Raw genomic sequence first — 23791 nt, 5'->3', positions numbered from 1 at the left:
CCTCCTATTACAGATGTGATGCTATTTCTCTAAACGCCACTGCAATACGCTTTTCAGAAAAAGCATCACAATTGCCATCAGCGTCAAAATCGCAGCCGCAGTAAAAGCTCCCACCGTATTGTAATCCTGATGTAATAATTCAACTTGAAGCGGTACAGTATAAGTTTCACCACGAATCGATCCCGATACTACCGACACTGCACCAAACTCACCAAGAGTGCGCATATTAGTCAGTATCACACCGTAAAGTATTGCCCAGCGAATATTGGGTAACGTCACAAGACGGAACATTTGCCAACCAGATGCGCCAAGCAGCGCTGCAGCTTCATCTTCATAGTTGCCCTGACTTAACATTACGGGTACTAGCTCTCGCACCATAAAGGGACAGGTAACGAACACAGTCGCTAGTACCATACCAGGCCAAGCAAATATTACTTGAATGTTGTATTTATCAAGCCAGCTACCCGCTGGACCGTTCACTCCCCAGAAGAGCAGATACATTAGACCAGCCACGATCGGGGACACCGCGAATGGAATATCGAACAACGTTAGCAACAGAGAGCGCCCAGGAAAGTTAAAATGTGTCACTAGCCAAGCTAGTAGGGTGCCGAATATCAAATTGATAGGAACAGTGAGCAGTGCCATTAGTACCGTCAGCCATATGGCATGTAACATGTCTCTGTCAGCAAGGTTCTGGAATGTGATATTAAGCCCATATTTTAGAGCTTCGTAAAAAATAGAGGTCATCGGCACCACTAGTAGTAACAATGACACTAGCAGACCGAGTGTAATCAGAAGCCATTTACTCCAGTTGCTCTGTTGATAAGCAACATTAACCTTTGAAAAATAGAACATTAGTAACTTCCCAATCGACGGCCGAAACGGGTTTGAAACTTATTAATCATAAACAATAATACTAGCGAGGTAGCGAGGATTATTGATGCAATGGCGCTGGCAGCCGGATAATCAAATTCCTGTAACCGCACGAAAATCATCAGTGAGATCACCTCGGTTTTCCACGCGATATTACCTGCAATAAAGATCACCGCACCAAACTCGCCAATGCTACGGGTAAAGGAAAGAGCCGTTCCTGCTAATAGTGCAGGCGCTACTTCTGGTAATACTACACGGTGGAAGCTTTGCCATGGTGTTGCTCCCAGTGTGTTCGCTGCCTCTTCATACTCAGGACCAAGATCTTCCAGGACTGGTTGAACTGTACGTACGACAAAAGGTATGCTAGTAAAAGCCATAGCGATAGCGATGCCAAGCCAGGTATAGGAAACTTTAATACCGAACGCATTATAGAGCCACTGACCGTACCAACCGTTTATCGAAAACAGATTTGCTAGCGTTAAACCTGCCACCGCCGTAGGTAAGGCGAATGGCAGATCTACAAGTCCATCAAGCAATTTACGGCCGGGAAAACGATAACGCGCAAGCATCCACGCTATAATCATGCCGAATACTGCATTAAACAGTGATGCAACACCTGCAGATAAAAGCGTGACCTTATAGGCAGCCACCAGTTGTGTGTTGCTAATAACTTTCCAATATTGTACTAGTGTCATCTGCGATAACTGCATTAGTAGAGCGCTAATCGGTAGCAGAAGAATTAAACAGGCAAATAGCAGACTAGTGCCTAAGCTAAGCCCAAATCCAGGCAGTACGCGTTTCTGACTGAACTTAAACATTATCAATGCCCCGCTAATAACAGTTGATCCAATTCACCTCCGCTGGCAAAGTGCGTTTTCATCACACTATCCCAGTCCCCAAAGAGTTCTTCTACGCGGAACAACTGCGTTTCCGGAAAACGATCTTTCTGCTTGCTCATCATCTGTGGATTACTCACACGATAATAGAAATCAGTAATGATGTGCTGTGCCAGTGGTGTGTAGAGATAGTTAAGATAGGATTTCGCTGCCTCAACAGTATTGTTACGCTCGATATTTTTATCTACCCAAGCCACAGGGAATTCTGCAAGAATATCAATTTTTGGCACCACTACTTCATAAGCCTCTTTGCCGTATTGATTGCGAATGTTATTCATTTCAGATTCAAAACTAATTAGAACATCGCCCAGTCCGCGCTCGGCAAATGTTGTAGTGGAGCCACGTCCCCCAGTATCGAATACCTCAACATTCTTTAGGATCTTTGTCATAAAGGCACGAGTTTTCGCATCGTCACTACCGTTAGCTTTACTGGTTGCTCCCCAAGCCGCTAACCAAGTGTAACGGCCATTACCGGAGGTTTTCGGATTAGGGAAAACCAGTTTTACACCATCGCATTCTAAATCGGCCCAGTCGTAGATGTGTTTTGGATTGCCCTTACGTACCAGAAACGCCATGGTGGAATAGAAGGGTGAGCTGTTATTAGGCAAACGCCTCTTCCAGTCAGCTGAAATAAAGTTTCCTTTATCATGTAGCACCTGAACATCAGTCATCTGGTCATAAGTAACCACATCAGCACGTAGCCCTTGCAGGATCGCCAAAGCCTGTTTTGAGGAGCCAGAATGTGACATTCTGATGGAAAGTTTGTCATCTGGATGGCTGGCATTCCACTCTTTTTGAAATGGCGCATTCAAGGCAATAAATAGTTCACGCGACACATCGTATGAGCTATTTAGCAGTTCGGTAGCACTAGTCGTACACACAATATTAAGTGACAAGATGATGCTGCCAACGATATTCCCCATCGTTCTTTTAGTCATTAGGTATCCTGAGAAAACAAGCCGTTTAAACAGTTTATTTATAACTTTACAAAGAGCAGTAGATGTTTTATATATTGTTCGATGATTTCAAATTCGAAAATGATATAAGTGATCCTGAATGGTTTACACTTTAACGAGACTAAAAAACTACAGTTCATCACAATAACTTGCGGTCGTAGAATAAACTATGCAGTTTCTGTAACTTGCATCTGTGTGAGACAGTACGGTTTATAAAAGATGATGCTTGACCGATTTCATAAAGTTCCTTTAATTTATTCAACCATGTTAAGTATCTACTCCAATATAATTACGCTTCTAGATATATGTTAATGGCAATTAAAGATAACATATTCACTTTTCCACTGCCTGTTGACAGTGATAGGTGAGCCTTTTGTAATGTTAAAAGGCTTCTCACTATCAATCGGTTCAGTCTGTGTAATTAACACGTCAGGATCGTTACTAGCATGGTGTAACTTTGTTAGTATTAATTCATATTAATAGCTTTCTTTTATTTATTCCCCCCCAATACAGTAGTAGTAGTTACAGTGTCAAAATTTAGCATGATATTTTAACTGTTTAATGAAACACGGTGGACAAAATCAATGATACCCATTATTTTGATCAAAATCATCGCCGTGATACTCAGTTATGCCCTCTTTAAAATTTTATAATGAGTTTAATGTAATGCTTGATGTTTCCTGCGTTAAAGTCTGTCTGCTACACTTACAAGAGAAGATTTGTAAACAACTAGAAGCTATTGACGGTAGCGTACACTTTGTCGAAGATAGCTGGCAACGTTTAGGGGGCGGTGGTCTCAGCCGAGTTCTACGAAACGGTGTAGTATTTGAGCAAGCAGGTATTAATTTTTCGCACGTGCATGGAGACCACATGCCTGTTTCAGCAACGGCACACCGACCTGAGCTAGCGGGACGATGCTTCGAGGCGATGGGCGTATCTTTGGTAATCCATCCTCGTAACCCTTACGTACCGACTAGCCATGCGAACATGCGCTTTTTTGTCGCAAAAAAGCCAGGTGCTGAACCAGTATGGTGGTTTGGAGGTGGCTTTGATCTGACACCTTATTACGGCTTTAAGAAAGATGCGGTACATTGGCATCAGACTGCTTTTAATCTCTGCCAGCCGTTTGGTGAGGAGATTTATCCGCGTTATAAGAAATGGTGCGACGAATACTTTTATCTTAAACACCGCGATGAGCAGCGTGGCATTGGTGGCTTATTTTTTGATGATCTCAATGTACCTGATTTCCAAACTAGCTTCCGCTTTATGCAGGCAGTGGGCAACGGTTTTCTTGATGGTTATATACCGATAGTTGAACGTAGAAAAGAACTATCATGGAGCAATCGCGAACGTCAATTTCAACTTTACCGGCGTGGTCGCTATGTAGAATTTAATTTGGTATGGGATCGCGGTACTTTGTTTGGCTTGCAGACTGGTGGACGCACAGAATCCATTCTTATGTCGATACCACCTATAGTGCGCTGGGAATACAATTATCATCCAGATCCAAACTCACCGGAAGCTGTGCTAACTCGTGAATTTTTACCAGTACGTGATTGGCTTTCAGATACAACCATCTAAGGTCTATGAGTAACTCTATACTTTCAACCGCACCGCATCCTTGGGTTTACAATTGCAGTAACTCACTATTTTAAGTCCTAAAGAATAATGTGTACACCTACATTATAAAATTTCAATAAAAAGAAAATTGGATTTGTCATGATAAAAAGATTTTCGCATTTCGAAATAATAGTGCGTAATGCACGAGTAATCTCAAAGAACCTGCCTATTCTGCTAATTATCTGTGATGCGCTACTTTCTCTCAAGAGCTGACCGCTGATATTTTGGTATATATTCCTCTATTTAACATCATGTTACATTCACCATGAAGGACCCTGATGAGTTTAACTCATAAGAATATCTAGAGTCTTTTCATCAGCAAATGCCTAAGATACTGTGTTGCATAACAAAATTTTTAGCATTAAAATAACTGCTTATCAAGGAGTTAAAAGATGAACCAGCTAGAAGCATTAAAACAGTTTACGACAGTTGTCGCAGACAGCGGCGATATTGAATCTGTTCGCAAATATCGTCCTGAAGACGCCACTACTAATCCCTCTTTAATTTTAAATGCAGCCTGTCTTGAAAGCTATCAACATCTCATTAAAGATGCCATCGATTATGCAAAAAAACAAGGCGGCAACAAAAAAACGAAAATCATCAACGCTAGCGATAAAGTGGCTATTAATCTCGGTATAGAGATTTTAAAAAACATACCGGGCCGTGTTTCCACTGAAGTAGATGCACGCTTTTCTTTCGATCGTGGAATGTGTGTAACTAAAGCAGAAAAACTAGTTCGTCTATATGAAGAACATGGTATCGATCGTTCACGTATCCTCATCAAGCTTGCCTCGACCTGGGAAGGAATAAAAGCAGCCGAAGAGTTAGAAAAGAATGACATTCACTGTAATATGACTTTACTCTTCTCCTTTGCTCAAGCTCGTGCCTGTGCAGAAGCAGGCGTATTCCTAATTTCGCCCTTTGTTGGACGTATATATGACTGGTATAATAACCGCAAATTGCTTCTTGAACCCTATGTAGCAGATGAAGATCCAGGTATAAAATCAGTGCACCGTATCTACCATTACTACAAAAAGCACCGTTACAACACAATCATTATGGGTGCCAGCTTCCGTAAAGTTGAGCAGATTCTAGCATTATCAGGTTGTGACCGTTTGACTATCTCCCCTCATCTTCTAGAACAACTACAGAGTAGAAGTGAACCAATCGAACGTAATCTTAAACCTTCTACTGAAGGCTTCTACCAACCTGCACCACTCTCTGAAGCCGCATTTCGCTGGGAGCATAATCAAGATCCGATGGCAGTAGAAAAACTTTCCGAAGGAATTCGCCAGTTCGCTGTCGATCAGCAGAAACTTGAGCACATGCTAATGTCGAGCTTATAGTTTTTACTTGTTTAATTTCATTGTGCGACATAGCCTGTCCGCACTGCTGTACAAAATAAAGGAAGAGCCTCATGTTATCACGCAGAGAATTGGCAAACGCGATTCGCGCGTTAAGTATGGATGCAATACAAAAAGCAAATTCTGGTCACCCAGGCATGCCGATGGGTATGGCGGATATCGCTGAAGTGCTATGGCGCGATTACCTAAAACACAATCCCACGAACCCGGAGTGGTTTGATCGCGATCGCTTCATCCTCTCAAATGGCCATGGTTCGATGCTTCTTTATAGCCTATTACACCTCACTGGCTATAATCTACCCATGGAAGAGTTGAAAAATTTTCGGCAATTTCACTCGAAAACTCCAGGTCATCCCGAGATAGGATGTACCCCGGGCGTAGAAACGACTACCGGCCCTCTAGGACAAGGACTTGCCAATGCTGTAGGTTTAGCCATCGCCGAACGCACATTGGGTGCACAGTTCAATCGTCCAGGGGGGTATGATATCGTCAATCATTTCACTTACGTTTTTATGGGCGATGGTTGTCTTATGGAGGGTATTTCTCATGAGGTCTGTTCTTTAGCAGGTACGCTAGGTCTTGGCAAACTAATCGGCTTTTATGACTATAACGGTATATCAATTGACGGTGAAATAAAAGGATGGTTTACCGAAGACACCTATAGGCGTTTTGAAGCTTATAACTGGCATGTTTTAGGTGAGATTGATGGACATAACAGTAAGGCAATCAGCCGAGCAATCGAAGAAGCACAAAGCGTTACAGATAAACCATCACTTATTATCTGTCGTACCGTTATCGGGTTTGGATCGCCCAATAAAGCTGGTACTGAAGAATCTCACGGCGCAGCGTTAGGTGATGAAGAAGTGGCGCTGGCGCGTGAAGAATTAAGTTGGCACTCACCGCCGTTCAAGATTCCACAAGAGATCTATAATCAGTGGGACGCCACAGCAGTAGGCATTGAACGTGAGCACTCATGGAATGAGAAACTAGCATCTTATAAGAAAGTATATCCGGATCTGGCAAATGAATTCGAACGTCGTATTAAAGGAGAAGTTCCGGTAACTTGGGAGAGTGACACTTACAAAATTATTACTAAACTACAAAATAATCCGCAAAATATTGCCAGCCGTAAGGCGTCACAAAATACGATAGAATATTTTGGGTCGCTTCTGCCCGAATTGCTAGGAGGTTCAGCAGATCTTGCACCGAGCAACCTTACTATATGGTCCGGCTCTAAGTCAATAAAAGATCATCTAGCGGGCAACTATATACACTACGGGGTGCGTGAGTTCGGTATGACGGCTATCGCTAACGGTATTTGTAACCATGGTGGTTTCTTGCCCTACACAGCGACTTTTCTGATTTTTGTAGAGTATGCGCGTAACGCTGTGCGTATGGCTGCATTGATGAAGTTACGTCAGATTATGATCTATACCCATGATTCTATTGGTCTAGGTGAGGATGGCCCTACACACCAGCCGGTAGAACAACTCGCAAGTTTACGTCTAACACCAAATTTTAGCACTTGGCGTCCTTGCGATCAGGTCGAGACTGCTGTAGCCTGGAAAGCGGCAATTGAGCGGCATGACGGTCCAACTGCGTTGATTCTATCTCGTCAAAACCTACCGCAACAAAAACGCACTCCTGAACAGTTATTGAACATCGCGCGCGGTGGCTACGTGCTAAGGGACAGCAATAGTACGCCAGATATAATCCTCATCGCCACCGGATCAGAAGTAGAAATCACTTTAGGAGCCGCATCAAAGCTGAGCTTCGATGGATACAAAGTACGTGTAGTATCACTACCGAGTACCGATGTATTCGACAAGCAGGATATTGCCTACCGTGAATCTGTGCTCCCTTCAACAGTGCGCGTGCGTGTAGCGGTGGAAGCAGGTATTTCTGACTATTGGTTTAAATATGTCGGCATAGATGGAAAGATCGTAGGCATGAACACCTTTGGTGAATCCGCACCAGCGGGAACACTTTTTTCTGCCTTTGGATTCACAATCGAAAACATTGTAAATCAAGCAAGGTCGTTACTTAAATCATAGTAGAATTCAGTGCCTTCCTGGTTGGTTGGGCGGGGAAAGGCACTCTTCTCTTTTGATTTATCTCATTAAAGTTCTATATATGAGCACACACTACCGAACTCATATGTACTGAACTGCGTATAAAGATCACGATCGCGGCAAGTGTATTTTGTTCTTTGTTCTTCTCTGTCCAATACGAAGTGTGAATTTACACTAACTGTATATACTGAATGATAATTAGTAGATTCACTAAAAAGTATTACTACTTTCCGATAAAAGTTTAATGAAAAGCCTTAAAAAGGGAAAGCAGGTTCTAACAATCCAGAGAAATTACTGTTTTTATTATTAATACCACTTCTACTTCAATTAAATTTATCAGTCCATATTTCTAACACCTCGTAAGTAAGTATGAGGATATAATCTTCTTTCATTCATGGGCACGGACTTTCTGAACGCGCGGCTTCGTCTACCACTTCCCGAGATTTATTATCATATAAATTATCACTCTCTTTCTGCTCAATAGCATGTACGCGTCTATGCACACCGAACCATCCCAATACTAGCAGTACTGCAAGAACAGGAATGGCAGAAATTGTGTAGGTACCGTTCGGGTAATCTAACGCCATCAGCACCAGAACACTCAGCAAAAATAGCAGTGTCAACCAAGAAGTGACCGGTGCACCTGGAAGCTTGAAGCTAACGTCATCTACTTTGCCCTCTTTAATTGCTTTACGTAGCCGTATTTGACAAATTACGATAAAGCACCAGGAAGCGATAATTCCCAGCGATGCGACGTTCAATACGATCTCAAATACCTGTAAAGGCACGTAATAGTTCAGTACTACTCCTACTACATAGACTGCGATAGTAACAAGAATACCTGCGTATGGTACTTGCTGGTTGTTCATTTTTAACATGAATTTCGGAGCAGAACCACCCATTGCCATAGAGCGCAGAATACGACCGGTAGAGTAGAGACCGGAGTTAAGGCTAGAAAGCGCCGCGCTCAACACCACAATATTCATAATACTGCCAACGTAAGGCACCTCTAGCTTTGAAAAGAAAGTCACAAACGGGCTCTGTTCCGCTTGATAGGCGTTCCACGGTAGAAGTAATACTAGCAAGATTACAGAACCAACATAAAAGAGACCGATACGCCAGATTACACTATTAATTGCTTTCGGTAGCATAGTTGTCGGATCTTTACACTCACCCGCAGCGATTCCTACAAGTTCGATAGAGGCAAAAGCAAATACTACACCCTGTACCAGAACTAGTGCGGGAAGTAGGCCATGCGGAAAGAACCCGCCGTTGTCAGTAATTAAGTAGAAGCCGGTAGCATTTCCATCAAGTGATTTGCCAGTGATAAGAAACACTACACCAACTATTAAGAAAACAATGATAGCTAGTACTTTAATCAGCGCAAACCAAAATTCCATCTCTGCAAACCACCTTACACCGATCATGTTCATGGTACCTATAACCGCTAGTGCTCCTAGCGCGAAGACCCACTGCGGTATATCACTGAACACGCCCCAATAGTGCATATAGAGGGCTACAGCGGTGATATCGACGATACCAGTCATCGCCCAGTTTACAAAATACATCCATCCAGCTACGTATGCTGCTTTTTCTCCCAAGAACTCACGAGCATAAGAAACGAAACTACCGCTCGATGGGCGGTGTAGTACTAATTCTCCCAAAGCACGTAGAATAAAAAAAGAGAAAATACCACAAATCAAATAGATAAGTGCCAAGGCTGGTCCTGCCGCCTGTAGACGTCCTCCTGCTCCAAGAAAGAGACCAGTGCCGATTGCGCCACCAATAGCTATCATCTGAACATGACGATTATTCATTGCTTTTTGGTAGCCAGTGTCATGTGAATCTAGCCAGCGTCTTTTCGCAACACTAATTTCAGCTGCGGTTTTTTTAGTAGATTTCATAGCATTTTTATCCTAACCATTAATCATGGCGAGCAAAAAGATTACAAAAGACTACACACGCCATCGCCATGAGAGAGATTAGATAGTTACCCTAATTAGGCTGCCTGTAAATTACAGGTAAAATGGCATGGAAAATTATGACAGTGCCAATACACCACCTAGTATGCTTAAACGAACCAAAATATACAGGCAAAGACGCAAAGTCTTTTGTAATAAACCATTTTATTGCATAAAAACCACCTATGGGAAAGCTAGTAAGCCTGCAAAAATAGAAAAGTGCGTTGGGTATTACAAGCAGAGCCGTGCTATATAGTCTGAGACCACTCTAATTCTCAAACCGAGAACTTAGCAGTGGATTATGCCCATACCTTAGGATTTTGACGAAGGCATAGGAAATTCTGCTAAATATTGTTAATCCAACATTAAGTGATTTCACCTACTATCCTATTTTATTTTTCTCTACCGAATACTTGTACACTATTGAAACGTAGAACAAGCAAAGCACCAATATAATTTTAAACTTTTAATAGTAATAACCAGCTCTGACAAATCGATAGTGGTGTTGGAAAGGTAGAATTTACTTTTTTAAAGTAACTCTAAAAGTTAGTTAGAATCTGAATACATTTTAGCGGTGCTAAAAAATGAATATCATATAAATCCCATTATCGTATACAAAAACTTTTGTATGGTGTCCTCATTCTTCTGCAAAATATCAATTAATTTTAAATAGCGAAAGAAGCTGTATGTTTTCACTACCATCCTAAAAGATTTAATATTTCTAAGCATTACAGCATATTTATAATTATTAATTAATTGGTGAACGGCAAGATCGTGAAGATAATTAGAATTATTATAATGTATATTATGCAGATCATTCTAAGTAAATACCGCTACAAAAATCGATTTTCATCAGAAATAAAAAGTCTTTTCCGGTAAAAGTGTTAGGATTTTAAGTATTCTTGCACTATAAACGCTAGTCAATTCCATTTTTAATTTCCATATGTAAGAATGTTAAGAGCATGGTTAGTGTAATACACAGATATTTACTTACATAGCGTATTGATGGGAAAATATCATGATTATCAGGGAATAGACCTAGTCAAAAAAAGAGATTGAATCTACCAGGTAGTATTGGTACCCATATCTAATGACCTTGTTGGCTATTGATGATAGACTGTTCTACTTTTTATAAGTAGAGGGAACTTTGTTACTAGAATAGTAGTCTATGTAAGATATAAAAAATTTAGACACCATAAAAAATGCAGCAAATATCTAACTATTCATTCTATGAGTCTTGTACTAGCAAGTTAGACAATGTACTGCTTTCTAGTTTATCGACTAGCCTCCCTATGAGAACATTTAGCATAGGCCGCTAGAAGCTACGGTTGACGCTATTGCTGATTTAGAGGAAGCGCTAAATTTCTTCTGATGCTTGTGGCACGCTTACCACAAGCATCAGCTGCGTGTGTATTTAGGAGAAGTCATTATATATGTTCTGTCCGGTTATTAAACTGGCACAGCAGCTTATTCGGCGACGCTCGCTGAGCCCAGATGATGCAGGTTGTCAGGCGCTATTAATTGATCGTTTGAAAGAGATTGGTTTTAGCGTAGAACTAATGCAAATAAGCGATACTCTAAACTTCTGGGCGACGCGTGGTCAGGGAGAAACTCTAGCATTTGCCGGTCATACTGACGTAGTGCCACCAGGCAATCTACGCCTCTGGATTAATCCACCTTTCGAACCGACTATTCGTGATAGTATGTTGTTTGGTCGCGGTGCGGCAGATATGAAAGGATCACTCGCGGCAATGGTGGTAGCGGCAGAGCGATTTGTGGCTGTACACCCTATGCACAAAGGTCGTCTAGCTTTTTTAATCACCTCTGATGAAGAGGCAAGTGCGCAAAATGGAACAGTCAGAGTGGTAGAACGTCTCATGGCACGCAATGAGCGTATTGACTATTGCCTAATCGGCGAACCATCCAGCACTGAAGTACTGGGTGATGTAGTGAAAAATGGTCGCCGTGGATCCATGACGATTAATCTTAACATTCATGGTGTACAGGGCCATGTCGCCTATCCACATCTGGCGGAAAATCCGGTGCATAGCGCCATACCGGCGCTCAATAAGCTCATTTTCACAGAATGGGATCACGGTAATGAGTTTTTTCCACCGACGAGTATGCAGATTGCCAATATGCAAGCCGGTACCGGCAGTCACAACGTTATCCCAGGTGAATGTTTCGTGCAATTCAATTTCCGCTTCAGTACCGAATTGACTACTCAGATAATCAAGGATCGTGTAATGGCCTTATTAGATAGTTATCAACTGCGGTATACTCTAAAGTATACCGTCTCAGGCCAACCGTTCCTAACTGCGCATGGTAAACTAGTTGACGCCACAATGCAAGCGGTATCATACTATAATCATACAGTTAAGCCACAGCTCCTGACTACAGGAGGCACTTCTGACGGGCGTTTTATTGCACTCATGGGAGCACAGGTAGTTGAGTTGGGGCCAGTTAATGCTACCATTCATAAAATAAATGAGTGCGTAAAAGCAACTGATTTGCAAACACTAAGTTGCATATATCAGCGCATTATGGAGCAGCTAATCGCCTAAAAACGATTAATAGGAGCAGAAAGATAGAATTTATTAAAGATCACTGGTGGATTATCATAGTTCTGTTACCAGTTGGTGTAATAATGAATGGTTACAGATCCCTAAAACAAATCAACCATAAAAAATACAGAGAAAATAAACCTCATCTGCCATTGTACCATGATCTTAACAATAAGGAGGAGGATGAGAAAGACGACTCTCTAACAAAAAATAGTAATCTATAATATCATCATATCTTTGCCAGATGACACCCAGACAATAAACCGTATCTGATCTAAAATACTTAACATACAGATCCATGCTGTAATGGTCAGTAGCGGCGTTAGGTATCAGAGATACAGAAAGTTAAGTTAACTTAAAGTTTGGCACATTTAGCACCTACAACGACAAAGTAAGACGTAAGCTGCTAGTGAACGTGTAACACAAATAAACGGCAACAACAGCAAATACACTTATAGACATTTACAAACGAGCCACTCTAAATTTTAATATAGAGTACGAATTATCGCTGGCTATTCTAATAATAGAGAGGGAACGATTGTTTGCAGCATCTAATCAGTAATATCAGCATATATTCCTAGCGGCTGACTGATCTATTATCCTCTGCGTTCAGTTAGCCTTTGAACGTTTCTTGATTTTCTATTCTATAGAGTTAACTATTAGAATTCGTGTTTGTTTTCCAAAAAAGACACTCAGCAAAATTTAATACCTACGCGATATGCCACTTCTTCATAAGCTTCAATCAAGCCCCCAAGTCCCTGACGGAAACGATCTTTATCCATCTTATTCATCGTCTGCTTGTCCCACAGACGAGCACCGTCTGGAGAGAACTCGTCGCCCAACATAACTACGTTTTTAAATAAACCGAACTCAAGCTTGAAATCTACTAAGATTAACCCCGCATTATCAAAGATTTTACTCATTACATTATTGGCTTTGTAAGTCAGCTCCTGCATACGCATCAGATTCTCTTTGCTAACCCAGCCGAAAGTTTCACAGTAAGATTCATTCACCATCGGATCATGTTGTACATCCTTTTTAAGGAATAAATCGAACAGCGGAGGATTGAGGATTATACCTTCTTTTATACCTAGACGTTTTACTAGGGATCCTGCTGCTCGGTTACGCACTACACACTCTATCGGCACCATCTCCAATTTTTTCACTAATACTTCTTTTTTGGAGAGCAGTTCTTCAATATGAGTCGGGATACCTGCTTCCTGTAGTTTAGTCATAAAAAAATAGTTGAAATGATTGTTCACCATTCCTTTGCGTTCAAACTGCTCAATTCGGGCTCCATTGTGTACTGACGTGTCGTTACGGAATTCAAGTACCAGTAGATCCGGATCATCGGTGCTATATACAGTTTTCGCTTTACCGCGATACAACTCAGCTCGCTTTCGCATTTTTGTTAACTCCAGAATTAAAAATTTCGGATATTTTATTGCAGCAAGATTACTGCAATAAAAATCATTTAGTTTACCATATGTTATTACAGCCAGAGGGAAAAAATGCTGGAGAATCTCTAGCGAGTCGTAAAGAAATTTATTTATTAAGTACTACTTGGAACACGGCTCCCAACGCAGAGTTCTGCGCAGATGTAATCACATGGTTTTTAGAATCAACAAATTGTAAGCTACTCCGATTATCTAGATCGCTGATATGAATTTTATAATTGCCATTTAATAAGTGAGGATTCTTCGTACCAAAATCCTTCCACACACTACTTCCAGGTGATTTATAGGTAATATGCATAATGCCATGCGAAAAGTTGCTTTTGGTTACTTCCATACCAATAAGCTTCATAGCTTGGGGTAAACGTTTCCAGACGATATTAAAAGGCGCGCGTAGGACAAGTATAGGTAAGTTAGCTTTGTCCATCCTGTTTTGTACATCGATGTGTCCTGGAGTGCGACCTTCAGCCATATTTCTATTAGCAATATCAACTTTATCTAGACCAGCACTGATCTCATTCAATATTTGAATAGTATAACGTGCAATTAACACCGGTGAAGTTATAACTTTGCCATTCTGCTGCAACTCAATTAGACGCACTGCCAGTGCCCGCTGATCACCTAGTAATTGCATGCTGACTTGATAGCGTCCATTATATTTATTATTTTTTTGGTGATAATTCCACCATGATATCCAATCGGTAGTCAGTCTCTGCTCCTTATTATTGAGATCTAAAATTGGAAAGTTATAAGAGTGAAAGAGTTGCGTCACATCAGCCCACATTAAACTGCATTCATTTCCTAATATTATCCTACCAGCATTGCCATTCGATTGCACCTTGCTGTCTTTTATGATTACTAACGGTTGAACCGGTGGACTAATATCAAGCTGTATACCGATCTTGCCGCTAGTGGTTGCATATGGTACGTCGTAATCATCATGTTCTACCGGCAGTATCATACCAGAAGGAGTATTCAGATTGCGTAGTCTACTACTCTGTAAATAAGATTCATTATCATTAATCTCAATCTTATAGAGATGCTTGCTTGAACAAGCTATCAACTGTATTACAGTAGATAACAACAAAATATTTGCAATGGTTGAACGTTTTACAGAATGACTCATTAACCCCTCATAAATTATAGTAACCCCGATTTGATTAACGCCTGCTCAACTTTCAGTATGGCTGCCGAACTTAGTTGCGTCATCGGCAGACGTAACGTGCTGCTCGCGATTAATCCTAGCCGTTTCGCAGCCCATTTAACCGGTATGGGATTAGGTTCACAGAAAAGCATTTGATGCAAATGCATGAGACGCTGATTCAGGCGACGTGCCTCGGAAATGCTTCCCTGCTGCACTAATGTACAAAGCTTTGCCATTTCACGAGCTGCAATATTGGCCGTTACAGAAATTACTCCTTTGCCACCTAGTTGCATGAGTGCGAGCGCACTGGCGTCGTCACCACTTACTATAATGAATACTTCGTCGACTAGTGCCTGAATTTGACTAACTCGTAATAAATTACCGGTTGCCTCTTTAATGCCGATGATATTTTTGATTTCAGCAAGGCGCGCGACTGTTTCCGGCAACATGTCACACCCGGTACGTAAAGGAACATTGTACAACATTTGCGGCAAATCCGTGCTTTCCGCAATAGCTTTAAAATGCAGGTATAATCCTTCCTGCGTCGGTCGATTGTAGTAAGGCGTTACGGTTAGACAGCCAACTACACCGCTATTTTCAAAACGTTTAGTGAGAGAGATACCTTCTGCGGTGGCATTTGCGCCAGTTCCAGCAATCACTGGAATACGTCCGTCCGCCATTTCGAGAGTTAGCATCACTACGTAGCTATGCTCTTCATGGCTCAGGGTAGCAGATTCACCGGTGGTACCGACAGAGACAATTGCTGCGGTGCCGCTAGTAATATGATAATCAATTAGTTTTTTTAGACTCGTACGGCAGATATTACCTTTATCATCCATTGGCGTAACTAGTGCAACAATACTTCCCGTAAACATTGGCGATCCCCTTGACAAAAAAGTGCTCCATGGTATGTTTTACTTCTGCTGAAAAGCAAGTACGCTATACTACTCCTGTGTTTTTCAGAGTTTTGTTATGTGTACTTCATAGTTATTAGAAAATAAATAGGAAAGTACAATCTGTCGCTATTGCGCTCAACTATCAAATTCACACTGATGTTAAAAGGGCTAAACTAGAGAGATATCAGAGATGCTCATTGTCACGAAACGAATTATCACTAAAACTCATTAGCTAATCCCATCTTATTTTACTCAGATACTTAGATACTAAGTAACACGCATTTAATACTAAAGACATGTTAAATTTTAAGGTATGGATAATAACGATTCTGTCTACTACAGGCTAACTTTAAGCTGCAGACAGGGCGTTCTTTACTATACTGCTGATTTATAGTTCTGTATTACAGGCTTTTTTAGTGAAATACCTTTTGAGCAACTTTCCTCCTAGCACTGTTCAACATGAGGCGTTGCTTACAGCACAAAATGGAGTGCAGTCTTATGAATCCACTGAAAGCCAGTGATGCGGCACCGAAATTTAGCTTGCTCAACCAGTATGGTGAACGTGTAAATTTAACCGACTTCCGTGGACAGCGTGTCCTGGTATATTTCTACCCGAAAGCCATGACGCCTGGCTGTACTACTCAGGCCTGTGGTCTGCGCGACAATATGGATAAATTGAAGAAAGCCAATGTATATGTACTAGGCATAAGTACTGACAAACCAGAAAAATTGTTACGTTTCTCTGAAAAAGAGTCGCTGAACTTTACACTTCTCTCTGATGAAGATCATCAAGTCTGCACCGCATTTGGTGTCTGGGGGGAAAAATCTTTTATGGGAAAGCGTTATAACGGCATCTACCGTATCAGTTTTTTAGTAGACCAGAATGGGATAATTGAGAAGGTTTTCAAGGACTTTAAAATTTCTAATCATAACAGTATTGTAATGAATTACCTGCTGCCCATATAATGTTTTGCATGCTTTGGAGGAAATGCCAGTTTGTAAAATTTTAGTTGTCGTAGTATGGTAGCTAAGAGGCATTAGGGATAATCTATTCATAATAGACAGAACAACTATATTAAGCAGCATGAAATGCTGCCATATTTTGAAGAGCAGCTAAGTCAGCATAACGTAACTGTCAGTAAAAGATGAGTCCATCCTGAAATATTTTACAATATTTTTTATCTTTGGGGATAATTTGCACTAGTGACATAAGGTGTGATGGTACGATCGATCCTTTGTAGCCTTAAATTTTCTTTTTTTGAACTTCTAACAAAAGAAGTAGCATGCTATATTGCGAGTCTCGCTAGAATATATTAAACAGTAGGAGTGACGCTCTAGTTAATCTTGAAATACTATAGATACTATATAAATTATGAAAAATTGCCTATCCAATCTTAAATTGGTATATGCATAGACTACGCTTTTTTTAAAAAATTGCTTAGGCTAGGAACATTGAACAAATTTAAATAATGTCATATTGAAGTAGTAAATTTTACCATGGCTTTTAAAACAGTTTGCCTTAAAAAGGCACGGTCTATTTAAATTTTAAAAATTATTTTTTACTCTTTAATGAAATATCGAAACCACCATTAATTATAATGGGGATTTACTTAAAATTAAGTCAGACAAATAGTTATCTAGATGATATATAATTATTAATTTACCTATAATAGGTAACTGATCACTATCATAAACACTTGGTGCAGCATGAGATTAATAAAAATTTTAAGAATTAATACAAAGTATTTTTTAAATAAATTATATGATAATAATTATTATATATGGCATACTATTCATTTATATTTTCTAGATTAAAAATCGTTTTAAATAAACTATTTATTGATTTAGATATTTTTGTTAAGTTTTTTTTGTATTTTTTATCTAAAAAAGAAAAATATTCGATATTCATTTTGTTAAAATTAATTAACATATCTATGAACTTACCTAGATACTAAATTATGAGTTAAGCAACTAAGCTTTTCTTAGCTATTATAAAATACGTAATTATTCAAGTAGACTCTGTTAAATAAATAAGTTTTTTATTAAATAAAAATTATCCTTTAATCAATATTTAATGTTCTGCTGTAAAATACTAGTGGGGAGTATTTATGATAGTACTGATGTTTTATTTCTCTTGACCTTGATATCATATCAGTATAACAAATTTTATACCTTTTATACTTTGAAAACAAAATTTATTCCCCAGCCTCAGGGTTTTTCTACAGGATCTAGGCATGTTAAACAAGTTGAAAAAAACGCTACTTGCTACATTAATTCCCACACTTTTGCTAATACCTCATTCTGCCTCATGGGCTGACGACATCAGCGACTCCTTGCCTGACATAGGCACTACAGCGGGTGCAACTCTCTCTATCAAAGAGGAAATACAGATGGGAGATTATTACGTTAGAAAAATGCGTTTTAGTGCACCACTTATCCATGATCCCTTGCTGGTTCAGTATATTAATTCTCTTGGTCAGCGATTGGTGACGCATGCATACTCAGTAAAAACACCCTTCCATTTCTTTTTAGTCATGAGCGATGATCTTAACGCATTCACCTTATTCGGTGGCAACGTAATACTACATAGCTCACTATTCCGTTTTACTGATAATGAAAGCCAGCTGGCATCGGTAATGGCACACGAAATTTCTCATGTCACCCAACGTCATCTAGCGCGCGCAATTGAGGAGCAAAAGCACAAAGCTCCTCTCACTTGGGCCAGCACACTAGGTTCGATTTTACTCGCAATGGCTAATCCGCAAATGGGTATGGCGGCGTTGACTGGAGCGTTAGCAAGCACGCAGCAAGAAACGCTCAGTTTTACGCAGAGTAATGAAAAAGAGGCTGACCGCATCGGCATTCAAGTATTGCAACGTGCCGGTTTTGATCCTCAGGCCATGCCAGATTTTTTACAGAAGTTAGTTGATAAAAGTCTTTTCTCTTCGAAACCATTAGAAATTCTACTTACTCATCCTCTACCAGATAATCGCTTAGCGGACATGCGCAACCGCGCTAATCAGATGCGTGCAGTAGTAGTGCAGTCCTCGCAGGATTACTATATGGCAAAAGTACGTATACTAATTATTGCTCCTAACACCAACTCCCATCAATTAATCGAAGAGGTTCTGGAGAAATATGAACATGGCAATAGCCGTGAACAACAGGCTGCACAATACGGCAGGGCCATACAACTTTTACAGAAGAATGATTTCGCAAACGCGAAGAAGGTTATTGAGCCTTTACTGATGAAGAAACCAGACAGCGTTTGGCTTCTCGATAGCATGACTGATATATATCTCGGCTTGAAACAGCCGGAGAAGGCGATTAAGATGATAAAAGATTTGGGTGCATCGAAAAATAGTCCTACTCTACAACTTAATTTAACTCGTGCTTATCTTGCAGCTAAGCAACCTGCTAAGGCCTGCCGTATCCTTAACCACTACACTTGGTTGTATCCAAATGATTTAAAGGGCTGGGATATGCTATCGCAAGCATTGGGTATGGAGGAGTTAAATGATGAACAACTTTCGGCGCACGCTGAAATATTGGCACTGAAAGGCAATTTAGAGGAGGCAATTGCTTTATTGAGCAACGCTAGCACAATGGTAAACGTTGACAGCTTAAAGCAATTTCGTTATGACGAACGCATCGACCAACTACGAAAGATGCAGAAAATTTTTCAAAAGTATAACGAGAGTATTGCCCATCTACATCTACGAAAAATGTTGAAAAATTTTCAATATTACTAAGTACTAAAAGATAAATACTTCCTATATGGGGACAGTAGTTATCATAATTCGTACTTCATTAAGTACTGTAAAATTATGCGATATTAAAAACATACAGTACGGCGTTAAGCTTAAGAACTAGAAAAATTCTAAAGACCGAGAATATTCTTAACAAAGGGAATAGTTAATTTGCACTGCGCGCTAATAGAGGCCTTATTAAGGAGAGGCAAGGTCTCAAACAGAGTGCGCATTTCTCGATCAAGACGATTCAGCAGAAAACGCCCTACATCCTCAGGTCATTAAACTCACCTCATACACGCCCGCAACAACTGTAATACCCGTAGCTTATCTTCGTCTGTTAGTGGCTGCAGATATGATAGATTTGACCCCAATCAAGACGCGACGCTAAATCTGGCAAATTAAGATTAAGTTGTTGCGGTGGCGATTACTGGTGATTAATAATCGTGTTTTACCCGCTTCCAACATTAGATTGTAGAGGTCGAAAATCATCATCTCCCATGCTGTTTCTCCGGAGATGCATTCAATATTATCGATAAAAACTAATGCAAGATTTTCCATACCATCAAGTACACCAGGCACAAACTACTTTACGTTTATCAAAGTACCTTTATCAAAGGTCACATAGCCTGACGCTTCACCGTGTGCCGATACTCAGTGCAGGCCGCGCGTAACAGATAACCTCGACCACGACCTTCTTCTCGTGACAAGAAATAGAGATAGCTACTACGTTCCTGACTAAGGGAGTCTTTGATAGCAGAAATAAGTGATGTTCTTTCCCCCGGCCAGAAGCTGGCAAAAGTTTTATCACCTGGTAGGGTAAAGTGACAATTACAATTGCGCCAATATATTCAGAAGAACCTCAAAGAGAACAGATGAAACAATAGCCATCTACTATAATTTGTACCTTACGACGATTATACGGAGTCCTTGCTTATATAAGATTTAGGAGCTACGGCCCTTATCTTATCAAAACTTACTATTAAGATACCAATATGGAGTTCCCAGCTACTCCAGTATAAAAAAACTAGGCAACTAAGTAAATATGATAATGATCATTTTATTATACAAAACCTTTATTTTGATTTGAGTGACAAGTTGATATTGGATATGTGGATAGCATCATAAAGTGGCTCATACCTTGGACTAAGATGTCCTTAAACACCACCAACCGATTTTTTGCTTTTTTTGAATACTTGATATAGTAAGCACAATAACGCATATGCTATACTGTCTGTTTTTTCTTTAATTGGTATTAAGAGGAGGAAAGGAGAGTTTACAAAACAGAACTGTACTGAAAAACTTTTGCGACCAACTTATTACTAATGCCACTATTAGTCTGGTAATAGTAATGTTATTACATACTAATGGAAAAAAGAACCAACTATTTTTTTGCGACTACGCCAGCTATTGCTAGTTCGATAACCTTTCATAACTATCATCGCCTTTAATAACATCACTTTAATTCATTAATTGTCATTTTTATCAAAGCATAGTTCAAAAATATATTGAAAAGGATAAAGCTATCTTTAGCTTATAATACGATGTTAACAACTGTCCTACCAGGTGAGATAAAGATAAATTTGGAATTGAAAGAAGCACAGAGTAATTGACTTTTACAGAAAAATAGTGTTTTTACTCTTTGAAAAATAGAGTGTTGTTCTCTAAACAATATGAATCTTCAGCCAGCTTCTTCGATTATTTAGTACCAAACATTTTGTCTCCAGCATCTCCAAAACCTGGAATAATATAACCTTTTTCATTGATTCCACGATCGACTGATGCAGTGTAGAGCTCTACATCCGAATGAGCCTTTTCCAGTACAGCAATTCCCTCAGGGGCGGCAACCAAAACTAATACCTTAATTCTAGTGCAGCCCGCTTTTTTCAGTAAATCAATAGTGGTAACCATGGATCCTCCCGTTGCCAACATCGGGTCTACTACAAGAGCTAAGCTTTCTTTGATGTTTGAAACTAGTTTCTGGAAGTACGGTACCGGCTTTAAAGTATTCTCGGCTCGGTAAACTCCCACTACACTGATACGCGCATTTGGCACATGTTCGAGTACTCCCTCCATCATGCATAAACCAGCGCGTAAAATTGGCACTACAGTGATTTTTTTACCTTTAATTTTATCAATTTCCACCGAGCCGCTCCAGCCTTCGATGGTTATGCGTTCTGTTTTCAGGTCAGCGGTAGCTTCATAAGTGAGTAGGCTACCGACTTCTGAGGCCAACTCACGGAAACATTGTGCACTAATATTATGCTTACGCATCAAACCTATTTTATGTCTAACTAGCGGGTGTTTGACTTCCACGATCTTCATTGGTGTTATCCAAGAAAAAGTTTATCTAAAAAATCGCGGAATTATACACCTTTTTACAAACATGCTATATTTTTTGCTTAAAGTAAAAGATAAAATCCCGGTCCCTGGATTAATAAAGATTTTTAAATTGTAATTTGTCATTTGTAATAGGACGCGCAACCGCTTGACTAAGCTGTTAAATTGCTGCACTTGTTATTAACCATTAACTGCAATCAAGTGAGGATTCGGCAGTGACCGACAAGAATTTTCTCAGCTATAAAGATGCCGGTGTAGATATTGATGCTAGTAATGCTCTGGTTAACCGTATTAAAGAAATAGCACAAAAGACACGACTCCCGGAAGTGATGGGTAAATTGGGTGATTTCGGCGCCATGTGTGAACTGCCGACAAAATATCGTGAGCCGGTGCTAGTCTTAGTCACTGATGGTGTAGGAACTAAGCTGCGTTTGGCAATGGATCTCAAAAGCCATAACTCTATTGGTGTCGATTTGGTCGCCATGTGTGTCAACGATTTAGTAGTTCAAGGTGCGCAGCCACTATTTTTCCTTGACTATTATGCTACTGGTAAGCTGGACGTTGAGACTGCATCGTCTGTCATTACTGGTATTGCTGCAGGTTGTTTGCAATCTAACTGTGCGTTGGTAGGCGGTGAAACTGCCGAAATGCCAGGAATATATCATGGTCATGATTACGACATAGCCGGTTTCTGTGTAGGAGTAGTTGAGAAATCCAAAATTATTGACGGTTCTAAAGTGCAGGACGGAGACGCACTGATTGCACTAGGTTCTAGTGGGCCACACTCTAACGGTTATTCACTAGTTCGCAAAATCCTTCAAAAAAGCCAGACTAATCCAATGATCAATCTGCTAGATGGAAAGACTCTAGTGGATCATCTACTGGAACCAACTCGCATCTACGTGAAAAATATTCTTAACCTGATTGAGCACGTCGAAGTACATGCGATCGTACATCTAACAGGTGGTGGATTCTGGGAGAACATTCCGCGAGTGCTACCAGATAACACACAAGCGATAATTAACGAGCAAAGTTGGGAATGGCCTGCTGTATTTAGCTGGTTGCAAAAAATAGGTAACATTAGCCGTCATGAAATGTACCGTACGTTTAACTGTGGTGTAGGTATGATAATCGCGTTGAAAGCTACCGAAGTTAATAAAGCAATCGATCTAATGCAAGCTGCAGGCGAGAAAGCTTGGAAAATTGGCGTGATTAAAACTTCATATACGGAAGAATGCGTGGTCATTGAAAAATGAAGAAGATGGTTATACTGATTTCTGGTAACGGAAGTAACCTACAATCTATTTTAGAAGCTTGTGAAAGTAGACGGATTAAAGGCAGTGTCTCTGCGGTTTTTAGTAACAAAGCCAATGCTTACGGGTTGTCACGCGCACGCGCGGCTGGTGTACCAACGCATGTGCTATCGGTCAGCGATTTTTCTGATCGGGAATCTTTTGATCTACAATTAATTAAGATGATTGAAGCGTACACTCCGGATTTAGTAGTGTTGGCTGGCTATATGCTCATTCTAAGCAGCGCCTTCGTCTCTCACTATCAGGATCGTTTATTAAATATTCATCCTTCTCTTTTACCAAAATATCCCGGTCTACATACTCATCGTCAAGCACTGAAAAACGGTGATACTGAACACGGTACTTCCGTGCATTTCGTAACAAATAAATTGGATGAAGGTCCTATCGTATTCCAAGCCAAAGTCCCTATATTTCCTAGTGATGACGAAAAAGCAATCGCTGTACGCGTAAAACATCAGGAGCATGCGATATATCCGTTAGTACTCAGCTGGTTCATCGAAGGACGTTTAACAATGCGTGAAGGTAAAGCCTGGTTGGATAATAAGCTACTGCCACCACAGGGTTACGCGCGTAAGTAACAGGTCTAGGA

17 protein-coding genes and 1 pseudogene are annotated in these 23791 nt (G+C 40.3%); 9 read left to right on the top strand and 9 right to left on the bottom strand.

Translation table 11 applies throughout. The features are described 5' to 3' along the window. Positions 1–21: 21 nt before the first annotated feature. The 3 genes from cysW to cysP are packed head-to-tail and all read right to left on the bottom strand — an operon-like array spanning position 22 to position 2707. On the bottom strand, positions 22–855 hold the full coding sequence (cysW, locus tag FD729_RS02215; protein WP_159931664.1) for a sulfate/thiosulfate ABC transporter permease CysW: 834 nt from the start codon (positions 853–855) through the stop codon (positions 22–24). Next, a complete protein-coding gene (gene cysT, locus FD729_RS02210) occupies positions 855–1691 on the bottom strand; it encodes a sulfate/thiosulfate ABC transporter permease CysT (RefSeq protein ID WP_159931663.1) in 837 nt (278 codons plus the stop codon). The genes cysW and cysT overlap by 1 nt, the downstream gene beginning before the upstream one ends. 2 nt (positions 1692–1693) lie before the next feature. Beyond that, a complete protein-coding gene (cysP, locus tag FD729_RS02205; protein ID WP_159931662.1) occupies positions 1694–2707 on the bottom strand; it encodes a thiosulfate ABC transporter substrate-binding protein CysP in 1014 nt (337 codons plus the stop codon). A gap of 684 nt (positions 2708–3391) precedes the next feature. Between cysP and hemF the strand changes: the two genes are divergently transcribed. The 3 genes from hemF (at position 3392) to tkt (ending at position 7763) form a co-directional block, all read left to right on the top strand. Then, a complete protein-coding gene (hemF, locus tag FD729_RS02200) occupies positions 3392–4306 on the top strand; it encodes an oxygen-dependent coproporphyrinogen oxidase (protein WP_159931661.1) in 915 nt (304 codons plus the stop codon). A 431-nt stretch (positions 4307–4737) separates the two neighbouring features. After that, complete coding sequence (tal, locus tag FD729_RS02195) at positions 4738–5691, top strand: transaldolase (protein ID WP_159931660.1); 954 nt, start codon at positions 4738–4740, stop codon at positions 5689–5691. Between the two features lie 71 nt (positions 5692–5762). Beyond that, positions 5763–7763 carry a transketolase gene (gene tkt / locus FD729_RS02190; protein WP_159931659.1) on the top strand — a complete coding sequence of 667 codons (2001 nt, stop codon included), beginning with the start codon at positions 5763–5765 and terminating at the stop codon, positions 7761–7763. 410 nt (positions 7764–8173) lie between these two features. Here tkt and ansP read toward each other — a convergent pair whose 3' ends face one another. Then, the gene (gene ansP / locus FD729_RS02185; RefSeq protein ID WP_159931658.1) at positions 8174–9685 is read right to left on the bottom strand and encodes an L-asparagine permease; all 1512 of its coding nucleotides are present in this window, start codon (positions 9683–9685) and stop codon (positions 8174–8176) included. Between the two features lie 1490 nt (positions 9686–11175). On the opposite strand from ansP, the gene dapE reads away from it, so the two are divergent. Both dapE and FD729_RS05350 read left to right on the top strand, forming a co-directional pair. Next, positions 11176–12306 (top strand): succinyl-diaminopimelate desuccinylase, encoded by a 1131-nt coding sequence (dapE, locus tag FD729_RS02180; RefSeq protein ID WP_159931657.1) that lies wholly within the window; start codon positions 11176–11178, stop codon positions 12304–12306. Beyond that, entirely contained in the window at positions 12267–12530 is a 264-nt protein-coding gene (locus FD729_RS05350; RefSeq protein WP_255456214.1) for a YpfN family protein, read from the top strand. The genes dapE and FD729_RS05350 overlap by 40 nt, the downstream gene beginning before the upstream one ends. A gap of 468 nt (positions 12531–12998) precedes the next feature. Here FD729_RS05350 and purC read toward each other — a convergent pair whose 3' ends face one another. From purC to dapA, 3 genes are all read right to left on the bottom strand, one after another. Continuing rightward, on the bottom strand, positions 12999–13712 hold the full coding sequence (gene purC, locus FD729_RS02170) for a phosphoribosylaminoimidazolesuccinocarboxamide synthase (protein ID WP_159931656.1): 714 nt from the start codon (positions 13710–13712) through the stop codon (positions 12999–13001). Positions 13713–13851: 139 nt separating this feature from the next. After that, a complete protein-coding gene (gene bamC / locus FD729_RS02165; RefSeq protein ID WP_159931655.1) occupies positions 13852–14886 on the bottom strand; it encodes an outer membrane protein assembly factor BamC in 1035 nt (344 codons plus the stop codon). Between the two features lie 14 nt (positions 14887–14900). Then, positions 14901–15779, bottom strand: a complete 879-nt coding sequence (dapA, locus tag FD729_RS02160; RefSeq protein WP_159931654.1) for a 4-hydroxy-tetrahydrodipicolinate synthase — start codon at positions 15777–15779, stop codon at positions 14901–14903. A 519-nt stretch (positions 15780–16298) separates the two neighbouring features. Between dapA and bcp the strand changes: the two genes are divergently transcribed. Together bcp and FD729_RS02150 are read left to right on the top strand one after the other, a co-directional pair. Further along, positions 16299–16766 (top strand): thioredoxin-dependent thiol peroxidase, encoded by a 468-nt coding sequence (gene bcp, locus FD729_RS02155; protein WP_159931653.1) that lies wholly within the window; start codon positions 16299–16301, stop codon positions 16764–16766. A gap of 1268 nt (positions 16767–18034) precedes the next feature. After that, on the top strand, positions 18035–19552 hold the full coding sequence (locus FD729_RS02150; protein WP_159931652.1) for a M48 family metalloprotease: 1518 nt from the start codon (positions 18035–18037) through the stop codon (positions 19550–19552). Positions 19553–19680: 128 nt separating this feature from the next. Here FD729_RS02150 and hda read toward each other — a convergent pair. Together hda and upp are read right to left on the bottom strand one after the other, a co-directional pair. Beyond that, positions 19681–20400: pseudogene (hda, locus tag FD729_RS02145) on the bottom strand (DnaA inactivator Hda). 847 nt (positions 20401–21247) lie between these two features. After that, positions 21248–21874 carry a uracil phosphoribosyltransferase gene (gene upp / locus FD729_RS02140; RefSeq protein ID WP_159931651.1) on the bottom strand — a complete coding sequence of 209 codons (627 nt, stop codon included), beginning with the start codon at positions 21872–21874 and terminating at the stop codon, positions 21248–21250. 230 nt (positions 21875–22104) lie between these two features. On the opposite strand from upp, the gene purM reads away from it, so the two are divergent. Beyond that, positions 22105–23145, top strand: a complete 1041-nt coding sequence (gene purM / locus FD729_RS02135) for a phosphoribosylformylglycinamidine cyclo-ligase (protein ID WP_159931650.1) — start codon at positions 22105–22107, stop codon at positions 23143–23145. Continuing rightward, complete coding sequence (gene purN / locus FD729_RS02130; protein ID WP_159931649.1) at positions 23142–23780, top strand: phosphoribosylglycinamide formyltransferase; 639 nt, start codon at positions 23142–23144, stop codon at positions 23778–23780. The genes purM and purN overlap by 4 nt, the downstream gene beginning before the upstream one ends. Positions 23781–23791 lie beyond the last annotated feature (11 nt).

The organism is Pantoea sp. Nvir, from assembly GCF_009829915.1.
Taxonomy (GTDB): domain Bacteria; phylum Pseudomonadota; class Gammaproteobacteria; order Enterobacterales; family Enterobacteriaceae; genus Pantoea.
This window is presented reverse-complemented; position numbering and strand designations above follow the sequence as displayed.

What these genes read in the sequence shown, in the direction of transcription:
- cysW (WP_159931664.1), bottom strand. Translation starts at nt 855, where the DNA reads ATGTTCTATTTTTCAAAGGTTAATGTTGCTTATCAACAGAGCAACTGG.
- cysT (WP_159931663.1), bottom strand. Translation starts at nt 1,691, where the DNA reads ATGTTTAAGTTCAGTCAGAAACGCGTACTGCCTGGATTTGGGCTTAGC.
- cysP (WP_159931662.1), bottom strand. Translation starts at nt 2,707, where the DNA reads ATGACTAAAAGAACGATGGGGAATATCGTTGGCAGCATCATCTTGTCA.
- hemF (WP_159931661.1), top strand. Translation starts at nt 3,392, where the DNA reads ATGCTTGATGTTTCCTGCGTTAAAGTCTGTCTGCTACACTTACAAGAG.
- tal (WP_159931660.1), top strand. Translation starts at nt 4,738, where the DNA reads ATGAACCAGCTAGAAGCATTAAAACAGTTTACGACAGTTGTCGCAGAC.
- tkt (WP_159931659.1), top strand. Translation starts at nt 5,763, where the DNA reads ATGTTATCACGCAGAGAATTGGCAAACGCGATTCGCGCGTTAAGTATG.
- ansP (WP_159931658.1), bottom strand. Translation starts at nt 9,685, where the DNA reads ATGAAATCTACTAAAAAAACCGCAGCTGAAATTAGTGTTGCGAAAAGA.
- dapE (WP_159931657.1), top strand. Translation starts at nt 11,176, where the DNA reads ATGTTCTGTCCGGTTATTAAACTGGCACAGCAGCTTATTCGGCGACGC.
- purC (WP_159931656.1), bottom strand. Translation starts at nt 13,712, where the DNA reads ATGCGAAAGCGAGCTGAGTTGTATCGCGGTAAAGCGAAAACTGTATAT.
- bamC (WP_159931655.1), bottom strand. Translation starts at nt 14,886, where the DNA reads ATGAGTCATTCTGTAAAACGTTCAACCATTGCAAATATTTTGTTGTTA.
- dapA (WP_159931654.1), bottom strand. Translation starts at nt 15,779, where the DNA reads ATGTTTACGGGAAGTATTGTTGCACTAGTTACGCCAATGGATGATAAA.
- bcp (WP_159931653.1), top strand. Translation starts at nt 16,299, where the DNA reads ATGAATCCACTGAAAGCCAGTGATGCGGCACCGAAATTTAGCTTGCTC.
- FD729_RS02150 (WP_159931652.1), top strand. Translation starts at nt 18,035, where the DNA reads ATGTTAAACAAGTTGAAAAAAACGCTACTTGCTACATTAATTCCCACA.
- upp (WP_159931651.1), bottom strand. Translation starts at nt 21,874, where the DNA reads ATGAAGATCGTGGAAGTCAAACACCCGCTAGTTAGACATAAAATAGGT.
- purN (WP_159931649.1), top strand. Translation starts at nt 23,142, where the DNA reads ATGAAGAAGATGGTTATACTGATTTCTGGTAACGGAAGTAACCTACAA.